This is a genomic window from Pseudoalteromonas sp. UBA6610, assembly GCF_002433295.1.
Taxonomy (GTDB): domain Bacteria; phylum Pseudomonadota; class Gammaproteobacteria; order Enterobacterales; family Alteromonadaceae; genus Pseudoalteromonas; species Pseudoalteromonas atlantica.
In genome coordinates, this window is the sequence record NZ_DJHW01000048.1 from 11,290 (window position 1) to 30,476 (window position 19,187).

Annotated in this window: 13 protein-coding genes; 3 read left to right on the top strand and 10 right to left on the bottom strand. The window is 40.5% G+C overall.

Annotation, left to right across the window (positions count from 1 at the left end):
* Nucleotides 1-686, bottom strand: a 686-nt coding sequence (locus B4F91_RS06285) for a formyltetrahydrofolate deformylase (protein WP_286937900.1), incomplete at its 3' end; no start/stop codon positions are given.
* 297 nt (nucleotides 687-983) lie between these two features.
* Entirely contained in the window at nucleotides 984-2,870 is a 1,887-nt protein-coding gene (locus tag B4F91_RS06290) for a hypothetical protein (protein WP_096041268.1), read from the bottom strand.
* 343 nt (nucleotides 2,871-3,213) lie between these two features.
* On the opposite strand from B4F91_RS06290, the gene B4F91_RS06295 reads away from it, so the two are divergent.
* The 3 genes from B4F91_RS06295 (at nucleotide 3,214) to B4F91_RS06305 (ending at nucleotide 6,736) form a co-directional block, all read left to right on the top strand.
* On the top strand, nucleotides 3,214-4,191 hold the full coding sequence (locus B4F91_RS06295) for a DNA topoisomerase IB (protein WP_286937897.1): 978 nt from the start codon (nucleotides 3,214-3,216) through the stop codon (nucleotides 4,189-4,191).
* A 211-nt stretch (nucleotides 4,192-4,402) separates the two neighbouring features.
* Nucleotides 4,403-5,719, top strand: coding sequence for a L,D-transpeptidase family protein (locus B4F91_RS06300; protein WP_286937895.1), 1,317 nt, complete (start codon nucleotides 4,403-4,405; stop codon nucleotides 5,717-5,719).
* 15 nt (nucleotides 5,720-5,734) lie between these two features.
* Nucleotides 5,735-6,736, top strand: a complete 1,002-nt coding sequence (locus B4F91_RS06305) for a D-Ala-D-Ala carboxypeptidase family metallohydrolase (RefSeq protein WP_096041271.1) — start codon at nucleotides 5,735-5,737, stop codon at nucleotides 6,734-6,736.
* A 141-nt stretch (nucleotides 6,737-6,877) separates the two neighbouring features.
* Here the strand turns inward: B4F91_RS06305 and B4F91_RS06310 are convergent, their stop codons facing one another.
* From B4F91_RS06310 to B4F91_RS06345, 8 genes are all read right to left on the bottom strand, one after another.
* The gene (locus B4F91_RS06310) at nucleotides 6,878-7,195 is read right to left on the bottom strand and encodes a hypothetical protein (RefSeq protein WP_096041272.1); all 318 of its coding nucleotides are present in this window, start codon (nucleotides 7,193-7,195) and stop codon (nucleotides 6,878-6,880) included.
* A gap of 68 nt (nucleotides 7,196-7,263) precedes the next feature.
* On the bottom strand, nucleotides 7,264-8,628 hold the full coding sequence (gene pelG / locus B4F91_RS06315; protein ID WP_024033100.1) for an exopolysaccharide Pel transporter PelG: 1,365 nt from the start codon (nucleotides 8,626-8,628) through the stop codon (nucleotides 7,264-7,266).
* Entirely contained in the window at nucleotides 8,616-10,133 is a 1,518-nt protein-coding gene (gene pelF, locus B4F91_RS06320) for a GT4 family glycosyltransferase PelF (protein ID WP_286937890.1), read from the bottom strand. The genes pelG and pelF overlap by 13 nt, the downstream gene beginning before the upstream one ends.
* Nucleotides 10,126-11,109, bottom strand: a complete 984-nt coding sequence (locus B4F91_RS06325) for a tetratricopeptide repeat protein (RefSeq protein WP_138684447.1) — start codon at nucleotides 11,107-11,109, stop codon at nucleotides 10,126-10,128. The genes pelF and B4F91_RS06325 overlap by 8 nt, the downstream gene beginning before the upstream one ends.
* Complete coding sequence (locus B4F91_RS06330) at nucleotides 11,102-12,397, bottom strand: PelD GGDEF domain-containing protein (protein ID WP_096739212.1); 1,296 nt, start codon at nucleotides 12,395-12,397, stop codon at nucleotides 11,102-11,104. The genes B4F91_RS06325 and B4F91_RS06330 overlap by 8 nt, the downstream gene beginning before the upstream one ends.
* Nucleotides 12,394-12,909, bottom strand: a complete 516-nt coding sequence (locus B4F91_RS06335) for a hypothetical protein (protein ID WP_024033096.1) — start codon at nucleotides 12,907-12,909, stop codon at nucleotides 12,394-12,396. Before B4F91_RS06335 ends, B4F91_RS06330 begins: the two co-directional genes overlap by 4 nt.
* Before the next feature lie 14 nt (nucleotides 12,910-12,923).
* Nucleotides 12,924-16,211 (bottom strand): tetratricopeptide repeat protein, encoded by a 3,288-nt coding sequence (locus B4F91_RS06340; RefSeq protein WP_286937887.1) that lies wholly within the window; start codon nucleotides 16,209-16,211, stop codon nucleotides 12,924-12,926.
* Nucleotides 16,211-18,919, bottom strand: a complete 2,709-nt coding sequence (locus tag B4F91_RS06345) for an endo alpha-1,4 polygalactosaminidase (RefSeq protein ID WP_348689456.1) — start codon at nucleotides 18,917-18,919, stop codon at nucleotides 16,211-16,213. The genes B4F91_RS06340 and B4F91_RS06345 overlap by 1 nt, the downstream gene beginning before the upstream one ends.
* Between the last annotated feature and the right edge of the window lie 268 nt (nucleotides 18,920-19,187).

The following is a 19,187-nucleotide window of genomic DNA, read 5'->3' on the forward strand; positions in this document are numbered from 1 at the left end:
ACGTCTTGTAAAATAATAGGGCCTTCATCTAGCTCATTATTTACAAAGTGAGCCGTAGCACCAATAATTTTTACGCCGCGCTCAAATGCTTGATGATACGGTTTAGCGCCAATAAAGGCCGGTAAAAACGAGTGGTGAATATTAATAATTTTGTTCTCAAAGCGACCCACAAACTCAGGACTTAGTATGCGCATGTATTTTGCTAAGCCAATAATGTCAGGGTTATAAGAGGCAATTAAATCACCTACTTTTTCATCATGCTCGGCGCGACTTAGGCCTACGTGCGAGACAACATGAAAAGGCACATCAAAGCCTTTTGCTAATGGCTCTAAATCTGGGTAGTTGGCAATCACAGCTAATACTTCAATATTTAACGCTTGCTCAAACTGTTTAAGTAATACAGACCCTAAGCAATGTGCTTCTTTTGTTGCAAGTAGTACCACTTTAGTTTTTGTATCATCATGTAGAGCAAGTTGTGCACCCTCAGGTAATAAAGCGCGTAATTGCGATAAAAAGTCACTTTGTGGCTCGCCGGTTAGTTCAGTGCGCATAAAAAAGCGCTTGGCGTCTTTATCTACAAATTCGTTATTACGTGTAATATTTAAATTGTGCGCGTGGCAAAGCCCTGTAATTTTGGCAATTAGGCCTACATCGTCGGCACATTGGGTGGTTAGTATATAGCTCATTTTCCTCATTCTTACCCAGTTTATAATTGCTTCATTATTTGGTTTTTAACGCATAAAGCAAGGGGTTTATGCGTAAATTTAGAATTAATCGGTCAAATAGGTATAAATGATTCAATAAAGTGAAGGGTAGTTAAAAATACGTTAATAATAAGGCAGATAAACACCATAAATTTTAACAAGCTGGTATTTAAAAAAGGTTTAGCGGTAAGTATTTAGTGCGCGCACGGTTTGTAACCTAGTTGCCTAGATTACAAACCGCGGCGCAGTTTAGCTTTTACAAATATAGCAAAGCGATTATTAAGCTTTAGGCTCTGGTGTTAAGTTCTCTTCTTGCCTTAGGTAACCAGCGGCCTCTTCATCCTCTTTTGTTATTGCTTGTTGAGTAGGTATTGCACGGGTTTGTTGGTTTAATTGATGTATTTGCGATGCATTGCCTAAATCGCGCTCACTGGTAATTGAGGCAATCGATTCGCGGTCTTTTAGAAAGGCAATTACATCATTTTTAATGGCTTGTAATTGACCTTCATCTTTGTGCATTTCCATTATATGGCGAGGATGCTCAAGGTTTTTCATACCGGTGGCAGCAAACGTGCTCGTAATAACACGAGAGACAATGACCCATGGCGTGATACTGCTGCGCACTAAGGTGTTTTCTGAGCGGGTGCTGTCATGAATACCTGTCCCCGTTGAAATTTTAGATTCGGTAAATGTGCCTTCACATTTAAAGTACACAAGTAATGATTCAAACTGCATTTCGGCAAAAAATAAATGAGCACAGTTAGCCAGTAAACGAGCAAAGGCTTTAATAATCACTGCTATTATTAAAATATGAACACTGCTCATTAGTAAGCTACTAAACTGTATAACGTTTTGATTATTAAACGCTTGCTGTAAATTATTAATATTAGCACTATCTATGTAGTAATAAATATCTATTAATGAATAGGCTAACCACACCGTTAATACTAATGCCACAATATAAAGTAAATTAGCACTTATTAGCGCAACTAATCTGGCTAGGGTAAAGTTTTTACCTAGCTCCATAGCATGTAGTTTAGGCTGAACCTCTTGAATCATTTCGCCTTTAAAACCGCCTTTACCCTCTATTTGCTCTTGCAGTTTTGGGTCTAGCTCGCGGTAAACTCTATTGGGCACTTCTTTGTAGCGTCTATTTGCCATGACAAGATTATCAAGGTTTATAAATACTTCATCAGGGTGAACAGACTCTTGCCAGTTTTCACGTAATTCTGACACTTCGGCGGTAGGGGTCACTGCGTTTAAGCGTGCTTTGATCATTGTAAATACTAATGCACAGCTTAACGTTGCTAATATAATAATGGCAATGAGGTATATGCCAGCATGCAAGTTTGGCAGTTGTGCCAGCCACGCGTCTATTTCTTGTTTGCTGATATGTTGCTCTTGCATTAGCCACGACATAGAAAGGCCAATAACAATCGGCAAAATAAACGACAACGAAATAATTTTAGCTAATGTACCGCCTCCCAGCGCTTCAATGTTTCTTTCAGCATTGCGAGAGATAGGTTTGCTACTTGAGCGCCAAGAAAAAAGCACATAAAACATTAAAATAGCACTGTAAACCGGAAAGGCCAATTCGCCAGCTTCCCCAGTAAAGCCCGACAGCGAAACAAACGCTACAAGCCCATAAGCAACTAAAGCAACAAGCGTGCTCACCCATGAGCCAAATAATCGCTGCGCTACATTTCTAATTGGGTAAGGTAAAAATAACAGTTTGGGAATTAAGCTGTGTAACAAACGAGATAAAAATCCGTTAGGCTCTTTAAAGGTACTGTTTTTACGACCAACCAGCATTTCTTCGAGTGATTGGGCGTTATAGGCTACTTCTTTTTTTTCTTCTTGCGCGGTAGAGCTCTCAGACTTACTAAAATTATACGCAAGCGATGTAGGGTGGTTTCTGCCTACAAAGTATTTTAAGGTGGCATAAATACCTGACGATAAAGAGCGAATACCCAGCGCTAAAATAAACATGCCAAATAGCATTAAAATCCAGCCTGCGGTGGTACTTTCTTTCACCGAGCTCGCAGCTATAACAAGTAAACTTACGCCTGCTACCGACTCGATAATACCTCTTAGCGCGGTTACTTTACCTTCCAACTTAAAGGGGTTTTTTAACCCAAGATCAATAGAACCATAATCAAATGCCATTGTATGCTCCTTGTAAACAGCACATTATTTAAGGGGGGTTACCAGTTTTGCAATAATACTTAATCATTTGCGGGGGCAAACCTAGTGTTAGCTATGTTTTTCCGGGCTCAAATAGACTAATTAATTAAGCGAGTTGGTATTATTATCCGTGTATATTTTGGCCAAAATGAGCATAGCTAAACGGTACCAAAAGGTGCAGTTTATATACTTAAGCAGGTAATTAACTAAACGGATTTTTATATTATTGTTCAATTTTTGATTATATATCAATAACGTTGTTCAGTTTAAGGTTATTTTACAGTGATACCTTTATTGATGGTGGTTTAAGTTGCTAGGAGCATAAATGAAACTAATCTACGTCGATGATAATTTACCCGGTATAACCCGTAAGCGTAAAAACAAAACGTGGCTGTACTTTGACCCAATAGGAAAGCAAATTACCGATCAAAAAGTGATTGCTCGTTTAAATGCGTTAGCGTTTCCGCCCGCCTACAAAAATGCTTGGTTTTGCCCTGAAGAAAATGGCCATATTTTAGCAACCGGGATAGATAGTAAAGGCCGTAAACAATACCGCTACCATGAAGATTTTAGAGCTCAAAAAGAGGCGAAAAAATACCAAGCCTGTGGGGTGTTTGGCAATAAGCTGCCATTACTGCGCGCCCGTTTAGAAAACGATTTACAAGGGGATGAGCTTAGCGTAGAGCGCACATTAGCTGCGGTAGTTAGGCTTATGGACTTAGGTGCATTGCGGGTAGGTAACGAGCGAAATGTAAAGCAAAACAAAAGTTTTGGCGCCACAACCCTGCGCAATCGCCATGCTAAGCTTACGGGTAAAAATATACAGCTACGGTATCGGGCTAAATCGGGCAAAGAGCGCGAGGTAAACATAACCGACAGAGTGCTTAGCCATGTAATTAAAGACCTACAAGATTTACCCGGTCAGCATTTGTTTCAATATATAAGCGATGGAGAGCGTACAAACGTAACCTCTAGTGAAATTAACCAGTATATTCAACAAATAATGGGTGAGGACTTTAGCGCTAAGCACTTTAGAACCTGGCGAGCCAGTGTTATTGCCTTTAAGCAGCTTGTAAAAGCAAAAGGCGCACTTAGTTTAAAAAGTATGCTCGAGAGCGTGTCTGAGCAGCTAGGTAATACGCCCGCTATTGCCCGTAAATCGTATGTTCACCCGGATTTAATTGCCTTGTGTAAAGAGGATGAACAAACCCAAACAGCGTGGCGAGAGTCGCTTTCTTTACCGCGAAAAACAAAATACTTGAGTCGTTATGAGTGTGGCTTTTTGGCCTTTTTAAAAGACTAATTGCTATAGCAACTTTACACACTACAGCAACCAAATTACATAATTGCGTAGTTGAAGTGTTTTTTAATTACCATGTAAAAGTTTAAAAAGTTATTAGATTTCAGTGTTTTGTGTTTTTATTTTATTTTGGCACCTGCATTGCACCTTCAAATTACTGTTAAGCAGTAAGTACAAAAGCATTTATCAATGATATTTAGCGAGGAGGTACAAAGTGAAGGGGTTATTTTCAAAGGCATTGTCTACAAAGGTAAAACACATTACGTTACACGCTACGCTCGCAGGCTGCGTTAGCACCATGCTAACAGGGCAAGCGCTAGGCACTGCAGATCTTGAAAGTGTGGCACTTGCCAACTCTTCATTAACCACTTACAACTCGCAACAACAATTGCAAAATGGCGATTATTATTTTGATCAAAATGCAGCACAGTTAATAGCGCGCACCGAAAAAGCAATTAACTGGTACACAGAAATAGTTAACAGTGGCGGGTTTACTCCTTTATACACTAATGAGTTGCTTGAACTTGGCAGCACCAGTAAAGCGGTGAGTCAGTTAGCGCTGCGTTTGTATCAAGAGCGTGACTTAACTAGCAATGTATGTGACACCGCAATGTGCACATTTGATAAAACCATAGAGCAGGCTGTGCAACAGTTTCAGCGTCGCCACGGTTTAAAGGTTGATGGGCGAGTAGGAAAGCGCACCTTAGCTAAGCTTAATGTACCCGCTAAGAAAAAATTGGCTAAATTAAAGCTTAACTTTTACCGCATAACTAACTTCGCAGGCTCAAGTGATTCGCAGTATGTGTATGTAAACATACCTGAGTACACATTGCGCTATGTAAAAGCAGGCGAAGTAAAACTACAAAATAACGTTATTGTGGGTAAGCCGAGTTGGGAAACACCTGCCTTTAGTGACGAAATCGAAAAATTTGTAGTAAACCCTGAGTGGCGCATACCAACCTCTATTGCAACCAAAGAAATAGCACCAAAGGTGGCAAAAGATCCTCAGTACCTTGCTAAAAATAATATCGAAGTTAGAAAAAACAGCTACCTAGATTCTAAAACAGTTAACCCCAGTAATATTGATTGGCAGTCTATTAAGCCCTATCAGTTTGATCACTTTTTAGTTAAGCGGGCAGGGGATGAAAACCCACTTGGCGAAGTGAAATATCTGTTTCCAAATCCTGAAGCCATTTATGTTCACGATACGCCAGCAAAGCAGCGTTTTAACCAAGCGCAGCGTGCGTTATCACATGGTTGTATAAGGGTTGAAGAGCCATTTTCATTGGCGCGTGAAATAATTAAGCACCAAGGTGAAGAGCGCACTCTTAAGCAAGTGGATAAAGCCAGAGATACCGATACCACTCAAACTTTTTATTTAAATGAGCCCTTACCTATTCATTTAGTGTATTGGACGGCGTGGGTTGATGAAGACATGCTCGTTAATTTTAGAGACGATATTTATCAACACGACGCAAAAGCATTACTTAAAAACGAAGATCAGTCAGTCATTGCTGCATTGATTAAATAGACTATGAGAGGATTTATGCCGTTTATACCGAGTATTTTAGGCTGCATATTAGCGCTTTGCGTAAGCGTAGGTAGTTATGCCGCCGAGCCCGTGAAAAAAGCACACCCAAGCGTTGATATTCAAAATAAAGCAAATTTTGAAGATGCAGAGTTTAGCCTAAAAATTAACGACATAGTAATGCCGTATTCGGTGTTTTCTGTATTTGTGATGCCTAATGAAGCGGTTGAATTTGAAGTGCTTTACGCACAATCAAAACGACCCTATTCATTTATTAATAACCATAGCAACGCCACCTTAACTGATACAAACCGTTGGCAGTGGCAGGCGCCTAAAAAACCTGGCTTAACACGGGTAATTATTGAATCCCCCGACAAAAAGCAACGTATGACAATTAATGTGTTTGTTAAAGTACCTGCAGATGAAGTACAAGGTGGAAAGCTTAAATATTACCACATTGGCCATTACCCAACGCCCTCACAAATTAAAGATAGTAAGCATTACATAGTGCCCGATGGTTTTGTAAAGGTGACCCCAGAGAACGAAAATATAAAAATATCACCGCATTTTTCTCTTAAAGAATTTGTGAGTAAGCAACGAAGTAAGCACCCTAAATACTTATTTTTACAAAACAAGTTGTTACTTAAACTTGAAAAAATACGCAAAGAGATGATTTTAGAAAACATACCGGTTAAAAATATGGTGGTAATGAGCGGTTACCGCACCCCTTATTACAACAAAGCCATTGGTAACGTAAAGCTTAGCCGCCATGTGTTTGGCGACGCTGCCGATATATTTATAGATAACGACGGCGACTACCGTATGGATGATATAAACAACGACGGCAAGCACTCTATTGGCGATGCACAAGCTATGGCTGGTATAGTGGAGTCGCTCGCTAAGCGAGAGTCATTTAAAGGCTTACTTGGCGGTTTAGGTGTTTACGGGCCAAAATCGCATCGCGGTGCATTTATACATGTTGATACGCGTGGTTTTAAAGCGCGCTGGGTGAGTAAGTAATATATGTTTCATGGTTAGTAATCACGTTAGCATAAAAAGTATTGGCAATTTTTTTGCCAATACTAAGCAGGTCATTGTTAAATATTGATTACCTTTTACCTTTTACCTTTTACCTTTTACTCAAAATTTAAGTGCAAAGATTTAACTCAATAACAGCCATGTTATTAAAACACATAAGGTATAAGACTCGTTCAAACCAATTAAGCGAAGGTTGAAGATGTCTGAAATTAAACGGTTCCAAACTTCTTTAAATAGTGCCGACAAAATACAGGCGCTTATAATCCACATTGCTAGCAATAGCACCATTTTTACTGTGAATGTTTGTATATAAATATCAATAAGGCTATTCGTTTGATATGTATTCCCTACATCAAACGTCATTAACGTATACAACAAGCTAATAGCCCACAAAGCTATGGTTGCAAAGATATTAAAGCGCGTGGTAATTCCTTTTTTCATTAAAGATAAGTCCTTTTTAATTAAAGTTAGCTTTACTTTTGTAAGTTACCATTAATGGTACGGCGGTGCTACTGCAGCATAAAAGTTTCGTACTCAAGCTCTTCAAATTGTTTTGATAGCCAATAAAGACCAATTACAGATGTAATTATGGTCGAGAGCGCAAAACCGTAACCATAAAACTGTGGCCCTAATGCAATTGAGGCAATCGTAAATACGATATTGATAAACAAAAACAGCCCAGATAAAAATAATACGGTGGCACGCTTATCTAAGTAAAATAAAATATTTAAAATAGACAAAAATATAACCTGTACACCTACACCCACCACATCAATAAACAGTAATGTTTTATAGTTAGGGTCTATGCCTATAAAGGTCAGTATTTGCTCGCCCCACAGTAATAAGCACGCAACGGTTATACCTTGGATTTTAAATATATCGTAAAGGCCGCCTTGCGCTGTTTGCACCATTTTATCTTTTAGGTAAAAAATTTCTTCAAGCGATGAGCCACCTCTAATGGCGGTATAAAAACGGTCGTATTGTTCTACAAAGTCGGTTTCCATTCTGACTAAAAATACCGCCATTCCTGGAATAATGGTTAAATAGGCTAAAAATATAGGCAAGTCGTAAATAGGGCTTGCTCTTAATGTGCCTATAATTTGAATAGAGGTAGCGGGGGAGTACCAAAAAATAATTTTATCGGCCCACACGCCTATGTTGTAAAAAAGCCCACAAAAAAATAGGCTGTAATACACTTTTTTGTTGTTTAAAAAATCAAAACTAATGAGTTTACCGCCAGGGTAGCGACGAATAATCATAAACAAAAAGCTAAAAAAGAGCAGCGCTTCACCGGCAAAAAAAGCAAAAAACAACCCGTCTATTTGCCAGTCGCGCAGTAAAAATGCCAGTAACACCATAAAGCTGTAACCGCTTAACATAGTCACTAAAATAAGCCGGTACTCCTTCATTCCCGACAAAAATATAGCGCCAAGCCATTGGTTACATAAGCTTACAAACGCCCCTAATATTATTATTTTAGTCACAACAGGTAGCGGTAGTATTGGCCATACAGCTAAGCCAATCAGTAATGCGGCAAGGGTGGTAACAAGCTGCGCGCCAAGTAAATTAGGCAGTACCTGCTCGTCCTTTTTTTGAAAAAACAGATCGGCAACAAAACGCGTTAATAATAGCTGCAGGCCGCCGGTTAATATAAGGGACGCTGCCATCATATACGTAATAAGCGTTAAAAACTGAATAATTAATACTTTTGGCAGCACGACACCTAGGCTTAAAATACCAATTAGCATGAGCGCAATGATAGAAAGCAGCCAAGGGCCTGAGCCTATTAATCCCGCATAACCGTATGCTTCAAAAACAGAGAGTAGGGTGTTTTTTTTGAGAATTTTACGTATCTCAAAACCTATTCCGGCCATGCGATTGTATCCTTGTAAAGTTTATCGTAGCGGGCAAACATATGGCTCTCATCGTAGTATATTTTAACACGGTTGAGGCCGTTTTGTTGGTACTGATACCATGTTTGCTCATTTTCCAATAGGGTGATTATTTGCTGTGCGGTTTCGCTGGGTGAGGCAATAGAAACTACTTCGCCAGCTTTACCAAGGGCCCTATCTTCCTCGCTTGCCCCTTCTATTATTTCTCGGCACGAGCCCACGTCACTTGCAAGTACAGGTACGCCTGCTGCCATTGCTTCAAGTAGCACTAATGGTTGAGCTTCAGAAATTGAAGTCAACGCAACAATACCTAGCTTTGGGAGTATTTCGACGATGTTTTTCATGCCGGTAAACGTAATGTTTTTGTCTAAATCTAGGCTGCTTACTAGTAGCTGGCACTCTTTATAATACTGTGGGTCTTCCTCAAAAGGGCCTATGATCCAGCCTTCTATGTCTGGCAGTTCGGCTTGGACCTCTTTAATGGCACGAATAAAGGTTTTAATATCTTTAATTGGCACTACACGGCCAATTAACCCAACCACCATAGGGACCGATTTAGGTCTTGCGTTAAGGGCATCCACAAAGCGTTTTGTTTTTATACCATTAGGCACTACCGAGGCTTTACTTTCGCTGGCACCATCTTTAATTTGCCTTTGTCTATTCCCTTCATAAAGCGAGATGATTTTGTCGGCTTGATGATAAGTAGTGCGGCCAATTTGCTCAAAAAAGCTGATCCACATTCGGCGAATAAAGCCCATTTCAGTATTTAGGTTTTTACCTAGGCTTTGTTCAGACTCTTTTATCCAGCTGGCCTGTATTAAATCTATTTTACGCTCTTTAGTATAAATACCGTGCTCGGTAAGCAAAAATGGCGTGTTGTGTATAACGCTTGCACCTGCGCCCAATATGCCAGCATAGCCTGTCGAAATAGAATGAATAAGTTTAACATCGTGGAGTGAACGGGCTATTTCGGCTATTTTAAACAGTGGTTTATACAAATTTCTGTACGACCAAAAAAAGTCGATAAATGACGATTCATCGCAATAGGTTAAATAATAGTTTGCCAGCACCTGCCACGACGACTCGCTGTATAAAAAATCGGCTTCGTTGATGCCGTCTTTTTTAGCTAGATTTTCAAAGGCAAACTTTAAAAGCTCCGTCGGTATTGGGTCTTTACAGTCACGGAAATACCCTTGCAATTGCTGCCAAAAATCAAACAGTTCTTTTTTATATTTAACGCCATGTTTCGCTTTTATTTTTGTACTGTGTTGCGTAACTAAATAATGCACATGCAGCTTAGTTACATTACTCGGTAGCGTGTACTGAATGTCGCCGTAGTGTTCGGGTGCGCCACCAACAAACACTAATTCAAAGTTATAGTGAGGCAGGCCTTCTATAATTTGATGTACCCAGCTTGATACGCCGCCCCGTACATAAGGGTAAGTGCCTTCAAGTAAGAGTAAAATGTCCGCTTTTTTTTCACTCATGCCAATACTCCTGTAAATGGCGTAACTCAGAGCCTTTAGGCTGTAGTGCTAGCTCTTCGAGATAGCGCTGACAGTCTGTGTAATTGTGTAATCCAAAGGCGACTTCGGCTTTATAAGGGAGTACGTGGCGCCTAGCCATGCCTAATTGCGTGGCTAAATTTAAGCTTTGCTGCGCCTCATTTAATTTACCGAGCGCAAGTTGAATTCGCCCTAAAAACACATAGCTTGCTGGCTGAGGGTTAAACTTTATACTTGTTAAGGTTAGTGCTTCTGCTTTTTCTAGTACGTACTTTTTTAGTGCGCCTTGTGCTAAGCCTAAGTAACTAAGCTCCCAATAAAGCTCGGCTTGTTGGCGTTGCAGATTGCTCAATTTAGGTTGTTGCGTGGTATTGGCTATAGCGTGCTGGCATTGGCTTATTTTTTCGTTCAGTTTAGTTTCTTTGCTATCAAGAGTTGAATAGGCAAGTAAGCGAATATCATCTTCTAAGTCTTTTAAAGCCAGTTTGAGTATAGGAATAGCTTGGGCATCGCTCATGTGCCGTGCAGCCATTACTGCACTTAGGCGTTTATTTGGCTCACTGGCGTGTTTTAAAATAGCTTTTAGTCCACCCATAGAGTAAATAGGCGTTGCTGAGACACTTCTTGCTTCAAAGGGCAGGGCAGGAACCTTGTGCTCTACAATATCAATATCGTTGTTTTTAAGCGGTTTACTAAGGGCAAAAGTAATGGCAAATACCACCCCTAAAATACCAAATACAGGCAAGGTAAATAGCAGTAAAAATAACAGCGCTGAGCCACTTTTTAAGGTGGTTTTGTATTTGTTAGGAATAAAAGCATGGCTTACAAAGGTAAAGCACAGGCTAGCAATGCCATGTAATAAAACAATTAACAGCCAGTTAGGCGCATCTAAAATATGCGCAAAAGCAAAGTATTCACATAAACAGCCAATAAAAGTGGCAACGATAATTTTAATCATGGGATGCAACTAACTTAGCGATGTGTTCGCTGCTTATAGGCAATGCCATTTGTTCTTCTATTTTAATTTGCAGTTGCTCAACGGTTTTACCAAAGTGCTCGATACACCAAGTATTAATACGCGATATAAAGCCACTTTTGTCCAGTTCACTTGCCATTGGCATAAGCAGTAAAAGTGTGTGGTTTTCACTATCGTAAAGATAAATATCTAAACCTCTGCGAGCTTCACTTAAATACTCTAATAATTGGCGCGACTCTTCACTTGTTTGCATTGCTTTGAGTTTAAGCAGCTGCGAGGGAATATTATAGCGTTTAGCTTCTTTGTTCGCCCTGCGTAGTTGCCTTACAAAATAAGGGGTTTCTTGTGGGGTCATTACCGGGTTGGTAATTTCATGACGCAGCAAATCGCCAATGTTACCGGCCATAACGGCTAGCAAAGTAAGTGTGGTGTTTTTAAGGGCAAAAAATTGAATGCTTTGTACTAAAATTACCCCGTAAATAGTGTTATTAATATCAACCAGTGGGATAGCAATATGGTATTGGCTAAATTTATTTTTAACCTCTTTAACAGAAACCAGCTCGCGCTCTTCAAACATGGCTTTAATAAGGGGGTCTTCCATATTTAGCTCGCCCATAGCACCTATGCTTGCTAATGGTTGCTCTATTATGGTGTTGTTTTCTACTTTATAAAGCGCTGCTTTTTCAAGTGAGCCATATTCAACAAATAAGTTTAAAATGCTATTTGCCGCACTGTCTAAGCGTCTTTGTGTTAGTTGCCCTATAACGGCCCGTACCGCTTGGAGCGATTCGCGCAGGCTAAGAGTATGACCTGCTAACATTTGCTCAATCCGGTCGTGGGATGAGTTTATTAAATGGTATTGGCGGGTAAAGGTTTCTAATCGGTTAGTTACATATTCAAGCTCAATACTTTGCTGCTGATTAGTGCGCTCCCATACATCTCTGAATTCGCCAGCAATCATAATTACAATTAAATAACCAATCATGGCGTTAATATTAAATTCGTTAGGTTGCGCTAATACTTCGCTTTTGCTTAACAGCAATTGCCCGGCTAATAAACATAATATGCTTATAAAGCCTTTTGAAAAACCATAGCGCAAAGCCACTAACAGCGGCCCAAGTACGGGCCACGAAAACCCATTTTCCGTCCAAAAGGGGTCTTCGGCGTTAAATATAACCGGCAGCACAATTGCAAGCGCGGTAAATACAATTACCTCAGCCCAAATTTGTAGCTCAGGGACCTCTCTTGGTCGAAAAAAATGTGTTTTCACTCACTAACCTCAATGTACGAAATTAAATCGGCGATGACATCTTGTGCTGTCGCGGCAATACTGTCGCGCCCCCAGCCACTTTTTGCGATAGTGCCTGTCCAAAGTGGGGTTGTTTGACCTTTGGCCGTTAAGCTAAGTGTAAGTGCGACTACCGGCTCGCCATCTAGACCCGCTTTATAACGCCATTCTTCTATGCTACCTGATAACACATAGTCTGTTTGCTGTGTGCTTAACCACTGCATGGCGTTATCAAGACGGTATTGATCGTCAAGTGGCGGAAGGTCTTTAGAGTTACTGCGCGGTGCACGTAATAACGTAGGAAGCTTATTTTGCTGCCAAATACTTGCCAGTATATCTTCTGCACGTTCACCGGCTAAGGGGGTTTGCGCATGATTTACCAAAGGCATTAAAGCCACGGTAGTTGATGGACCTAGCTCTACATCATCAGCCACACGGCTGGTGGTACATGCACTGAGCACTAATACCAAACACGGTATGATTAAACGAAACATATTCTCTCCTAACATTAAAAATGTACGTAATAGCCTAATTGTAATTGTGTATCTGAGTTACCCACTTTATTACTACTTTGATAACCCAGCTGTAATTTAAATAAATCATCCCCTAGCACTGACCAGCCCGCACCACTTGATACTGAAATGTCGAGAGTGTCGTTGAACGTTTGATAACCCGTACTGATGTCGAATAACCACGAGGGGCTTTCGCCTAAATAAGGGGGGGCTAAGTTCGAGTTTGACGAAAGCGAAGTGCCCAGAGCAAAGCGCCTAAAAGGTTGTATATCAATAAGCAGCGGTCTGGCTCTTTGATCTATGCCTAAAGGGGCTAATGTGCGTTCAAAGTCTTGCCATTGAGCACTAAAATAAGTACTCCAAATAGGGCGGTCTTTTAAAATAGTGTATTGATAACGGGCGTTATATTCTTGCCCGCTGACAAGCGTTGAGCTATCACTGCGGCGCTTAAATGCCATGGCGGCTGCCGAGAACTGCATGTTTTGACGCCCATCAATAGCGTAATTTATATAAGCCGTGGTTTTATTTAATTTGGCAAAGCTAAGTAAGGTTTCTGATTGGCGGTTTTCAACGTTGTGCTCAAGTTTTAGACCTACCTGTGTGCGCGAGTCCCACCGGTAACGCGCATCTAGACTCAAGCCTTGGCGGCTCATTAAATTGCCCTGATGAGAGTCTACTTTTGCATCAAAGTACCAACGACCCCATGTCATTTTATCTTCTATGGCAAACAGTAACCCGTTGTTATTTAAGTTTTGTTGATTGCTAATGCTAAGTTTCCATTGCCCTTTAGCATACGGAAAATAAACATTTACATCGTACTGGCTGGTATTTAAACCGGCCTCAGGGGATAGGTTGATCTCTAATGCTCTAAAGTAGCTGGTGCGGGCGTTACGTAATAAAGACGTTTCGGCTTGTGTTGGCTCGTGTGTTAACTCCTCATACCAACGCTGCATAGTTGCATAAGGCTGCCTTAAATAGAGCAAAGCACTTAGCTCATCTATCTTGCCTAACGTTTGCGTATTTACCAGTGCCTTTACTTTATTAAACTCGCCGTTGCTCATAGCCAATTGTAGCTTTTGCCATGGCTCAAGTTTTTGTGCTGCGCGTCTGGCTAACCACCAGTTGGCGGTTGCGTTGTTTATAGCCTCAGGTGCTATGTCATCTAAGCTGCTAAATTGGCGTAAGTGGGGTACGGCCATTGCGCCGGCCCATTGGATCATTAAACCTCGGTATGCGTATTTGTCTTTTGGTAAATGGTTTAATAAATAATGTTTAAGTTCGCTGGCATTAGCGTAGTAGCCTAACTGGTTCATAACATCGGCTAAATTTACTAAAGTAGTTAAATCTCGAGGGTTACTAATGGCTAATTGGCGCAGATAAAAATAAGCACTATTAAAAGCTTTTTGATGAATAGATAAACTCGCCAGTAATTGTGCCCACTCTCGGCTGGGTTCATTGCTTGAGTAGTTAGCTAAAATACGCTTAATCATAATGGTGTCGTGCATTTGCAATGCAAGCCAGCCTTGCGCTAGTACCACATCGGGATTGTATTCACTTAGTTTTGCTGCGCGGTTAAGTGTTGTGTATGCGTAATTTAAGTCACTTTGATTTTGGTACCAGTTTGATAATATTAACCATGCAGGGTAAAGCGCTTTATTATAACGTTGTTTTTCAAGAGCCTGATGAGCACGAGTAACGTGTTCTTCATCGCCAATTTGCGTGCTTAATAAGGTAATTTGGATTAACTGTCTATCAGTGAGTGCGGTTTGTTGCCATAGGTAATTTAATAACCCTTGTGGGTTGTCGGCAAATTTTAGCTGCTGATAATGCAGCATATCACCTACACTCAGTGGGCTAATGTTTTTTAATTGCTCTAAAGCATATAGCTCTTCTTTTTTATCATTTACACGCAAAGCCATATCAACGCGGGCACCCCAAAACTCATCATCGTTACTATGTGCTTTTTGCTTTAAAATGGCCAAAGCGGTTGTAAAGTCATCGTTTAACCAATGCGCTCTTGCAAGCCAAAGTAAGTCTTCTTCGTTTTTTGGCCCTGCGTAGTGAGGCCACAAAGCTCTCAGTCCAGCTAAATTACCGGTATCGTGTAACACCTTGGCTTTCCAATATTGTGAAAGAGGTGTTTTTCCGTTTATTTGCTCATAGCGCTCAATATGATTAAGCTCTTGTTTTGCGTTACCAATAAATTCGTTGGTTTGCATCCAATTTGCAAATCCGCTGCCTTTAAGCTGTCGGTTTTGCGCTTTATATTCGTAAATGTCGTTGGCATCTTGATATAAGTACAAGGCATTCGCATCATTAATGCTGTCGGTCAGCATAGCTACATCAACGGCTTTATGGGCCATTAACCATTTAAATTCTTTAAGCGCCTGTTTAGGCTTATTTTGCCAGCGCATAATTTTCCAATTTAAAAGCCTCAGCGCTTTATCATTGGGTGTTTTAAGTAATAACTTTGCGATTAATTGTTCAGCTGCGTTTGCATTGCCATTGGCTAAATTTAAATGCATGGCTTTGGTTAAATATTCGCTGTTATTAGGCTGAGTTTTTAATAATTTTTCTACTGCTTTTAAGGCTTCTTTATTATCACCCGCTAAGCTTGCAAAATATAATGTACGCTCGGTATTAGCGGTATCACCGTATTTTTTCCACCATGTGTAAGCTTGTTTTGGATTGTTAGCACCCAGTGCGGTTTCGATGGCTTTTTGGGCTACATCGGCATTAATGTGGGTTTTATAAATAGCGAGCGCTTTACCAGGCTCACCTGCGCCTAACCAAAAATCAGCGGCTAATAATGGCTGTGCGTGTTGCTCATAATATTGCGCTACGTTTGCATTGAGCCCCGTGGCTTTAGCTATATTTAATAACTGGTTATCCCAGTGTTTAAATGCCGCAAGTTTAAGTGTTAGTTCTTCAAAACGGTCATCTTTATTTACGCCACTATCAACCCACAATGCGTATAAAAGTTTTATTTCTAATTCAGTTTTTGTATCGCTCTTAGGGAGTTTTTCAAGCTCGTTAGTCGCTTGCGAATACTCATTTAAGCCCAGGTGAATGGCTATTTTTTTGGCGCGTAGTTTTTCATTATTAGGGTCGCTACTTAATGCGGCATTTAAGTAGGTTTTTTCAAAGGTATAATCTTGCGATAGCGAGTCGTCTTCAAAAAATAAGGTGTGCGGAAACAGCGCGTAAAGTGAAAAACAACTAACCGCTAATATAATTAAAATGGTTTTAACTGATACTAAGTGAGGGCGCTTTTTGTTATTCATTATTGAGCCCTTTTTGCGCAGTTTAAATAGCCATAAAATTCGCCAGCAGGTAATGTAAACTGCGTTGTATTGCCAAAGGTTTTTCCGCTAAAGCGCTTTCCCATATGCGAAATGAATTGACAATTGCGAGCATTTTTAAGCTCAATTTTAGCCTCAATCCACGCTTTAAAGCTGACAGGGCCGTTTACCTGCCAATTACTAAACGCGACATTAGCAGAGAGCAAATAAGGTTGGTTATTTGGCGTTGTATGATCAAAGTTAATTGTGGCTATTTCATCGCCTACGTGAATATAGTTTCCTTGCGCGGTTACCCCTAAAATACCCTGGCTGTTAGTCATATTGGGCACATCAAAAATAGCAGGCAAGCGCAGCGTTTTTATATATTTAGAACTAAATAGCCATTCGCCACGCGTATTTTTAGCAAGCGCAGAAAAATAAAAATCTTTGGCAATGCGTGCATATTGACTTAAATGCACCGGGGTATTTTCTCTGGCTAATACGTAATCAATATTGTAATGCAGCGCATCAAGCCCTGCTGGCACTTCGCCAGAGTAAAAATGAAAGTAAATTGTGTAAGGCTTTAACCTGTATGGTTTTTCGGTTATTTCAAATGTTTCTACTAAGCGTTTAAAACCATAGTAAGGGCCGTGCCATAAATTGGTGTAAACATTTTCGTTTAAAATGGGCGCGTATATTTGATACAGCAAATCTCGCTCAGGACGGCCAATAGGTGATATATGCGACAGGCTTGGATTGTCGGCATTTACATTGGTATTTCCTCCATTAACGTTAATTACACCGGCATCTCGCGCAAGTTTGAGGGCTTTTGGGCCTGGGGTTGCATCACCTGACCATAGCATCATCACGGTTTTTTTATTTTTTGGTGCGAGTCGCTCATTAATGTAATTTATTGAGCCTGTTATTTCTTTATTTAAATCGATGGCGTCATAACCGGGTACATCTAAATGAAACCCGTAGTCGGTGTCGTCTTTATTTATTTCTTTTCTACCTGATAAGGCTGTCCAAAAATAGGGATGGCTGTAAGTGTGTGATGCGACTTCGACATAAGGAAGCGCAAAAATTTCCTTGGCTATTTTTTCAAGCTTTGGGCTGTCAGCGCCATGCAATCCGTTGGGCTCAATATCGGCTTGGATAATTGAGGAGGTCAGTGGTAGCTTGTATTTTTTTATAACTTCATCGCGCACAACTTCTGCTGCGTAAGGTTTACCTGCAAAGTGCGCAATGCTCGTAAAGCCGTCGCCATCAATATGAAGGGTTAGCATACGCCGACCGCTTAATGTAGTTGTATCTGGGGCAAGTATAGGTGCAAGCCCCATTGCCTTAGTTAACACGGCTTTGGGGTCTACAACCCAGTTACTGCCCTCCATAGGCAATGTATCTATAAGCCAAGGTGCCGCGATAAGTGCGCCGTACTTAGTTTTACTTCCTTGGGTTAGGGTGGTGCCATCTTCAGCGTGTATTGATATTAATGATTGCGCATTCTCTGCAAGTGTTAATAAATAGGGCTTTACAATAGCGGGCGCAGTGGTTGACTCACCCTTGAGCCAAGATGCCATAGCTGCGAGTTTATAAGGCCCATTTGAAGGCAAATTAAAAGGCTCTACTCCTAAGCTTTCAAGTAACTTATTAGAAGGAGGGAGCTCGCCAAGTACCAGTTGCGGTACCACGCCTAAGTTACTTTCGAGCCACTCAATAACCTGTGCATTATAAAATTGATCGCTCGTCGTCCAAGAGATAATGCCAGCATGGAGGCTGGTATCTACTTTAGGTAAAGGCGTGTTAGCCATGTCTATGTAATCAGGTATGTAGCCTAAATACTCAATCATTGTGGCAAGCTTTAAGTGAACCGTGGTGTATATAAGTGGCTTTACATTACTGTTGTATGGAATAAGTATGCGCCTAGGCACTGGCTGTATATTTGATGTCCCCCAAGTTTGAAGGTGCCCATCAGTAACCCAAGGAGCATAACTTTGGGCAATAATTTGTTTAGCCATCGCAAGGCGCTGCTGTGGTTTAGCGTAATCAATTACCTGTACGTTAAAGCCCAGTGATTGTGCTTTATGAAGCTTTTCATTTAACCAAGCTTGATCGTTCTCAGTGGTAAGCTTGTAGCTGTTATCTACTGGATTAAAGTGGCTAAATAGCCCCTCGGCAACTAAATCAGAGGCGTAATCGTCAAGCTGTGGCAGTAGCTCAAACCCTCGGTTTAAAATTAAGTGTTTGTTAAATGTACTCGACAAACCTTTAATTATATTCACAAGCCCCACTTGTTGAGCCGCTTTATCGTAATCGGGTTTTAATAACTGGTAGCTGTCGAGCGTATCTAAAAATAAACCGTTAAAGCCCCGTTGTTGTAATTCACGTGCTTGTTTTTGCAGGTGTTGTTGCCAATGCTCAGCGGTTAAATCAGCAATATGGCTATTCCAGTGTGGATTCTTTGCTACTGAGGATTCATTTTCAGTAAACGATTCTCCCACACTTAAATAAGCGTATACGTTAATGTTGCGCTCTTTAAGCCAATTAAGTTCGTGTGGAGTGATGCTTTGCGGCTGCACAACAACCCGTGAATAAAAGGTCATTTCAGCCAGCGGCATGGGGGATGAGTAATAAAAGGCAATGCTCTTGTTAGCAGGTTGAGCGCACACGTTTAAACAAATCAACAACGTTAGACATAAGAAGTACTTCATTATTATTTTTAAAAACCACAGCCTAAGTTAACGTTGAACATTGTCCCGCTTTTTGTATAAGTATTTATTATTAGAATTGTGATGATTATATGTTAAATAAAAATGCCTGGCTACCTTAATGTGAGATGAATAGTGGTGGAATTGCTTGAGTGTTAACTAAGTAAAAGGTAATGAAAACACCTTACTGCACAGTGTTTTCGATAAAAAATTGCGACTAATGTCGAGTAATAATGTATATCTAAAGCGCTGTAATCTAATTATAATGCGC

What these genes read in the sequence shown, in the direction of transcription:
- pelG (WP_024033100.1), bottom strand. Translation starts at nt 8,628, where the DNA reads ATGGCCGGAATAGGTTTTGAGATACGTAAAATTCTCAAAAAAAACACC.
- B4F91_RS06305 (WP_096041271.1), top strand. Translation starts at nt 5,735, where the DNA reads ATGCCGTTTATACCGAGTATTTTAGGCTGCATATTAGCGCTTTGCGTA.
- B4F91_RS06345 (WP_348689456.1), bottom strand. Translation starts at nt 18,919, where the DNA reads ATGAAGTACTTCTTATGTCTAACGTTGTTGATTTGTTTAAACGTGTGC.
- pelF (WP_286937890.1), bottom strand. Translation starts at nt 10,133, where the DNA reads ATGAGTGAAAAAAAAGCGGACATTTTACTCTTACTTGAAGGCACTTAC.
- B4F91_RS06310 (WP_096041272.1), bottom strand. Translation starts at nt 7,195, where the DNA reads ATGAAAAAAGGAATTACCACGCGCTTTAATATCTTTGCAACCATAGCT.
- B4F91_RS06295 (WP_286937897.1), top strand. Translation starts at nt 3,214, where the DNA reads ATGAAACTAATCTACGTCGATGATAATTTACCCGGTATAACCCGTAAG.
- B4F91_RS06340 (WP_286937887.1), bottom strand. Translation starts at nt 16,211, where the DNA reads ATGAATAACAAAAAGCGCCCTCACTTAGTATCAGTTAAAACCATTTTA.
- B4F91_RS06290 (WP_096041268.1), bottom strand. Translation starts at nt 2,870, where the DNA reads ATGGCATTTGATTATGGTTCTATTGATCTTGGGTTAAAAAACCCCTTT.
- B4F91_RS06325 (WP_138684447.1), bottom strand. Translation starts at nt 11,109, where the DNA reads ATGATTAAAATTATCGTTGCCACTTTTATTGGCTGTTTATGTGAATAC.
- B4F91_RS06335 (WP_024033096.1), bottom strand. Translation starts at nt 12,909, where the DNA reads ATGTTTCGTTTAATCATACCGTGTTTGGTATTAGTGCTCAGTGCATGT.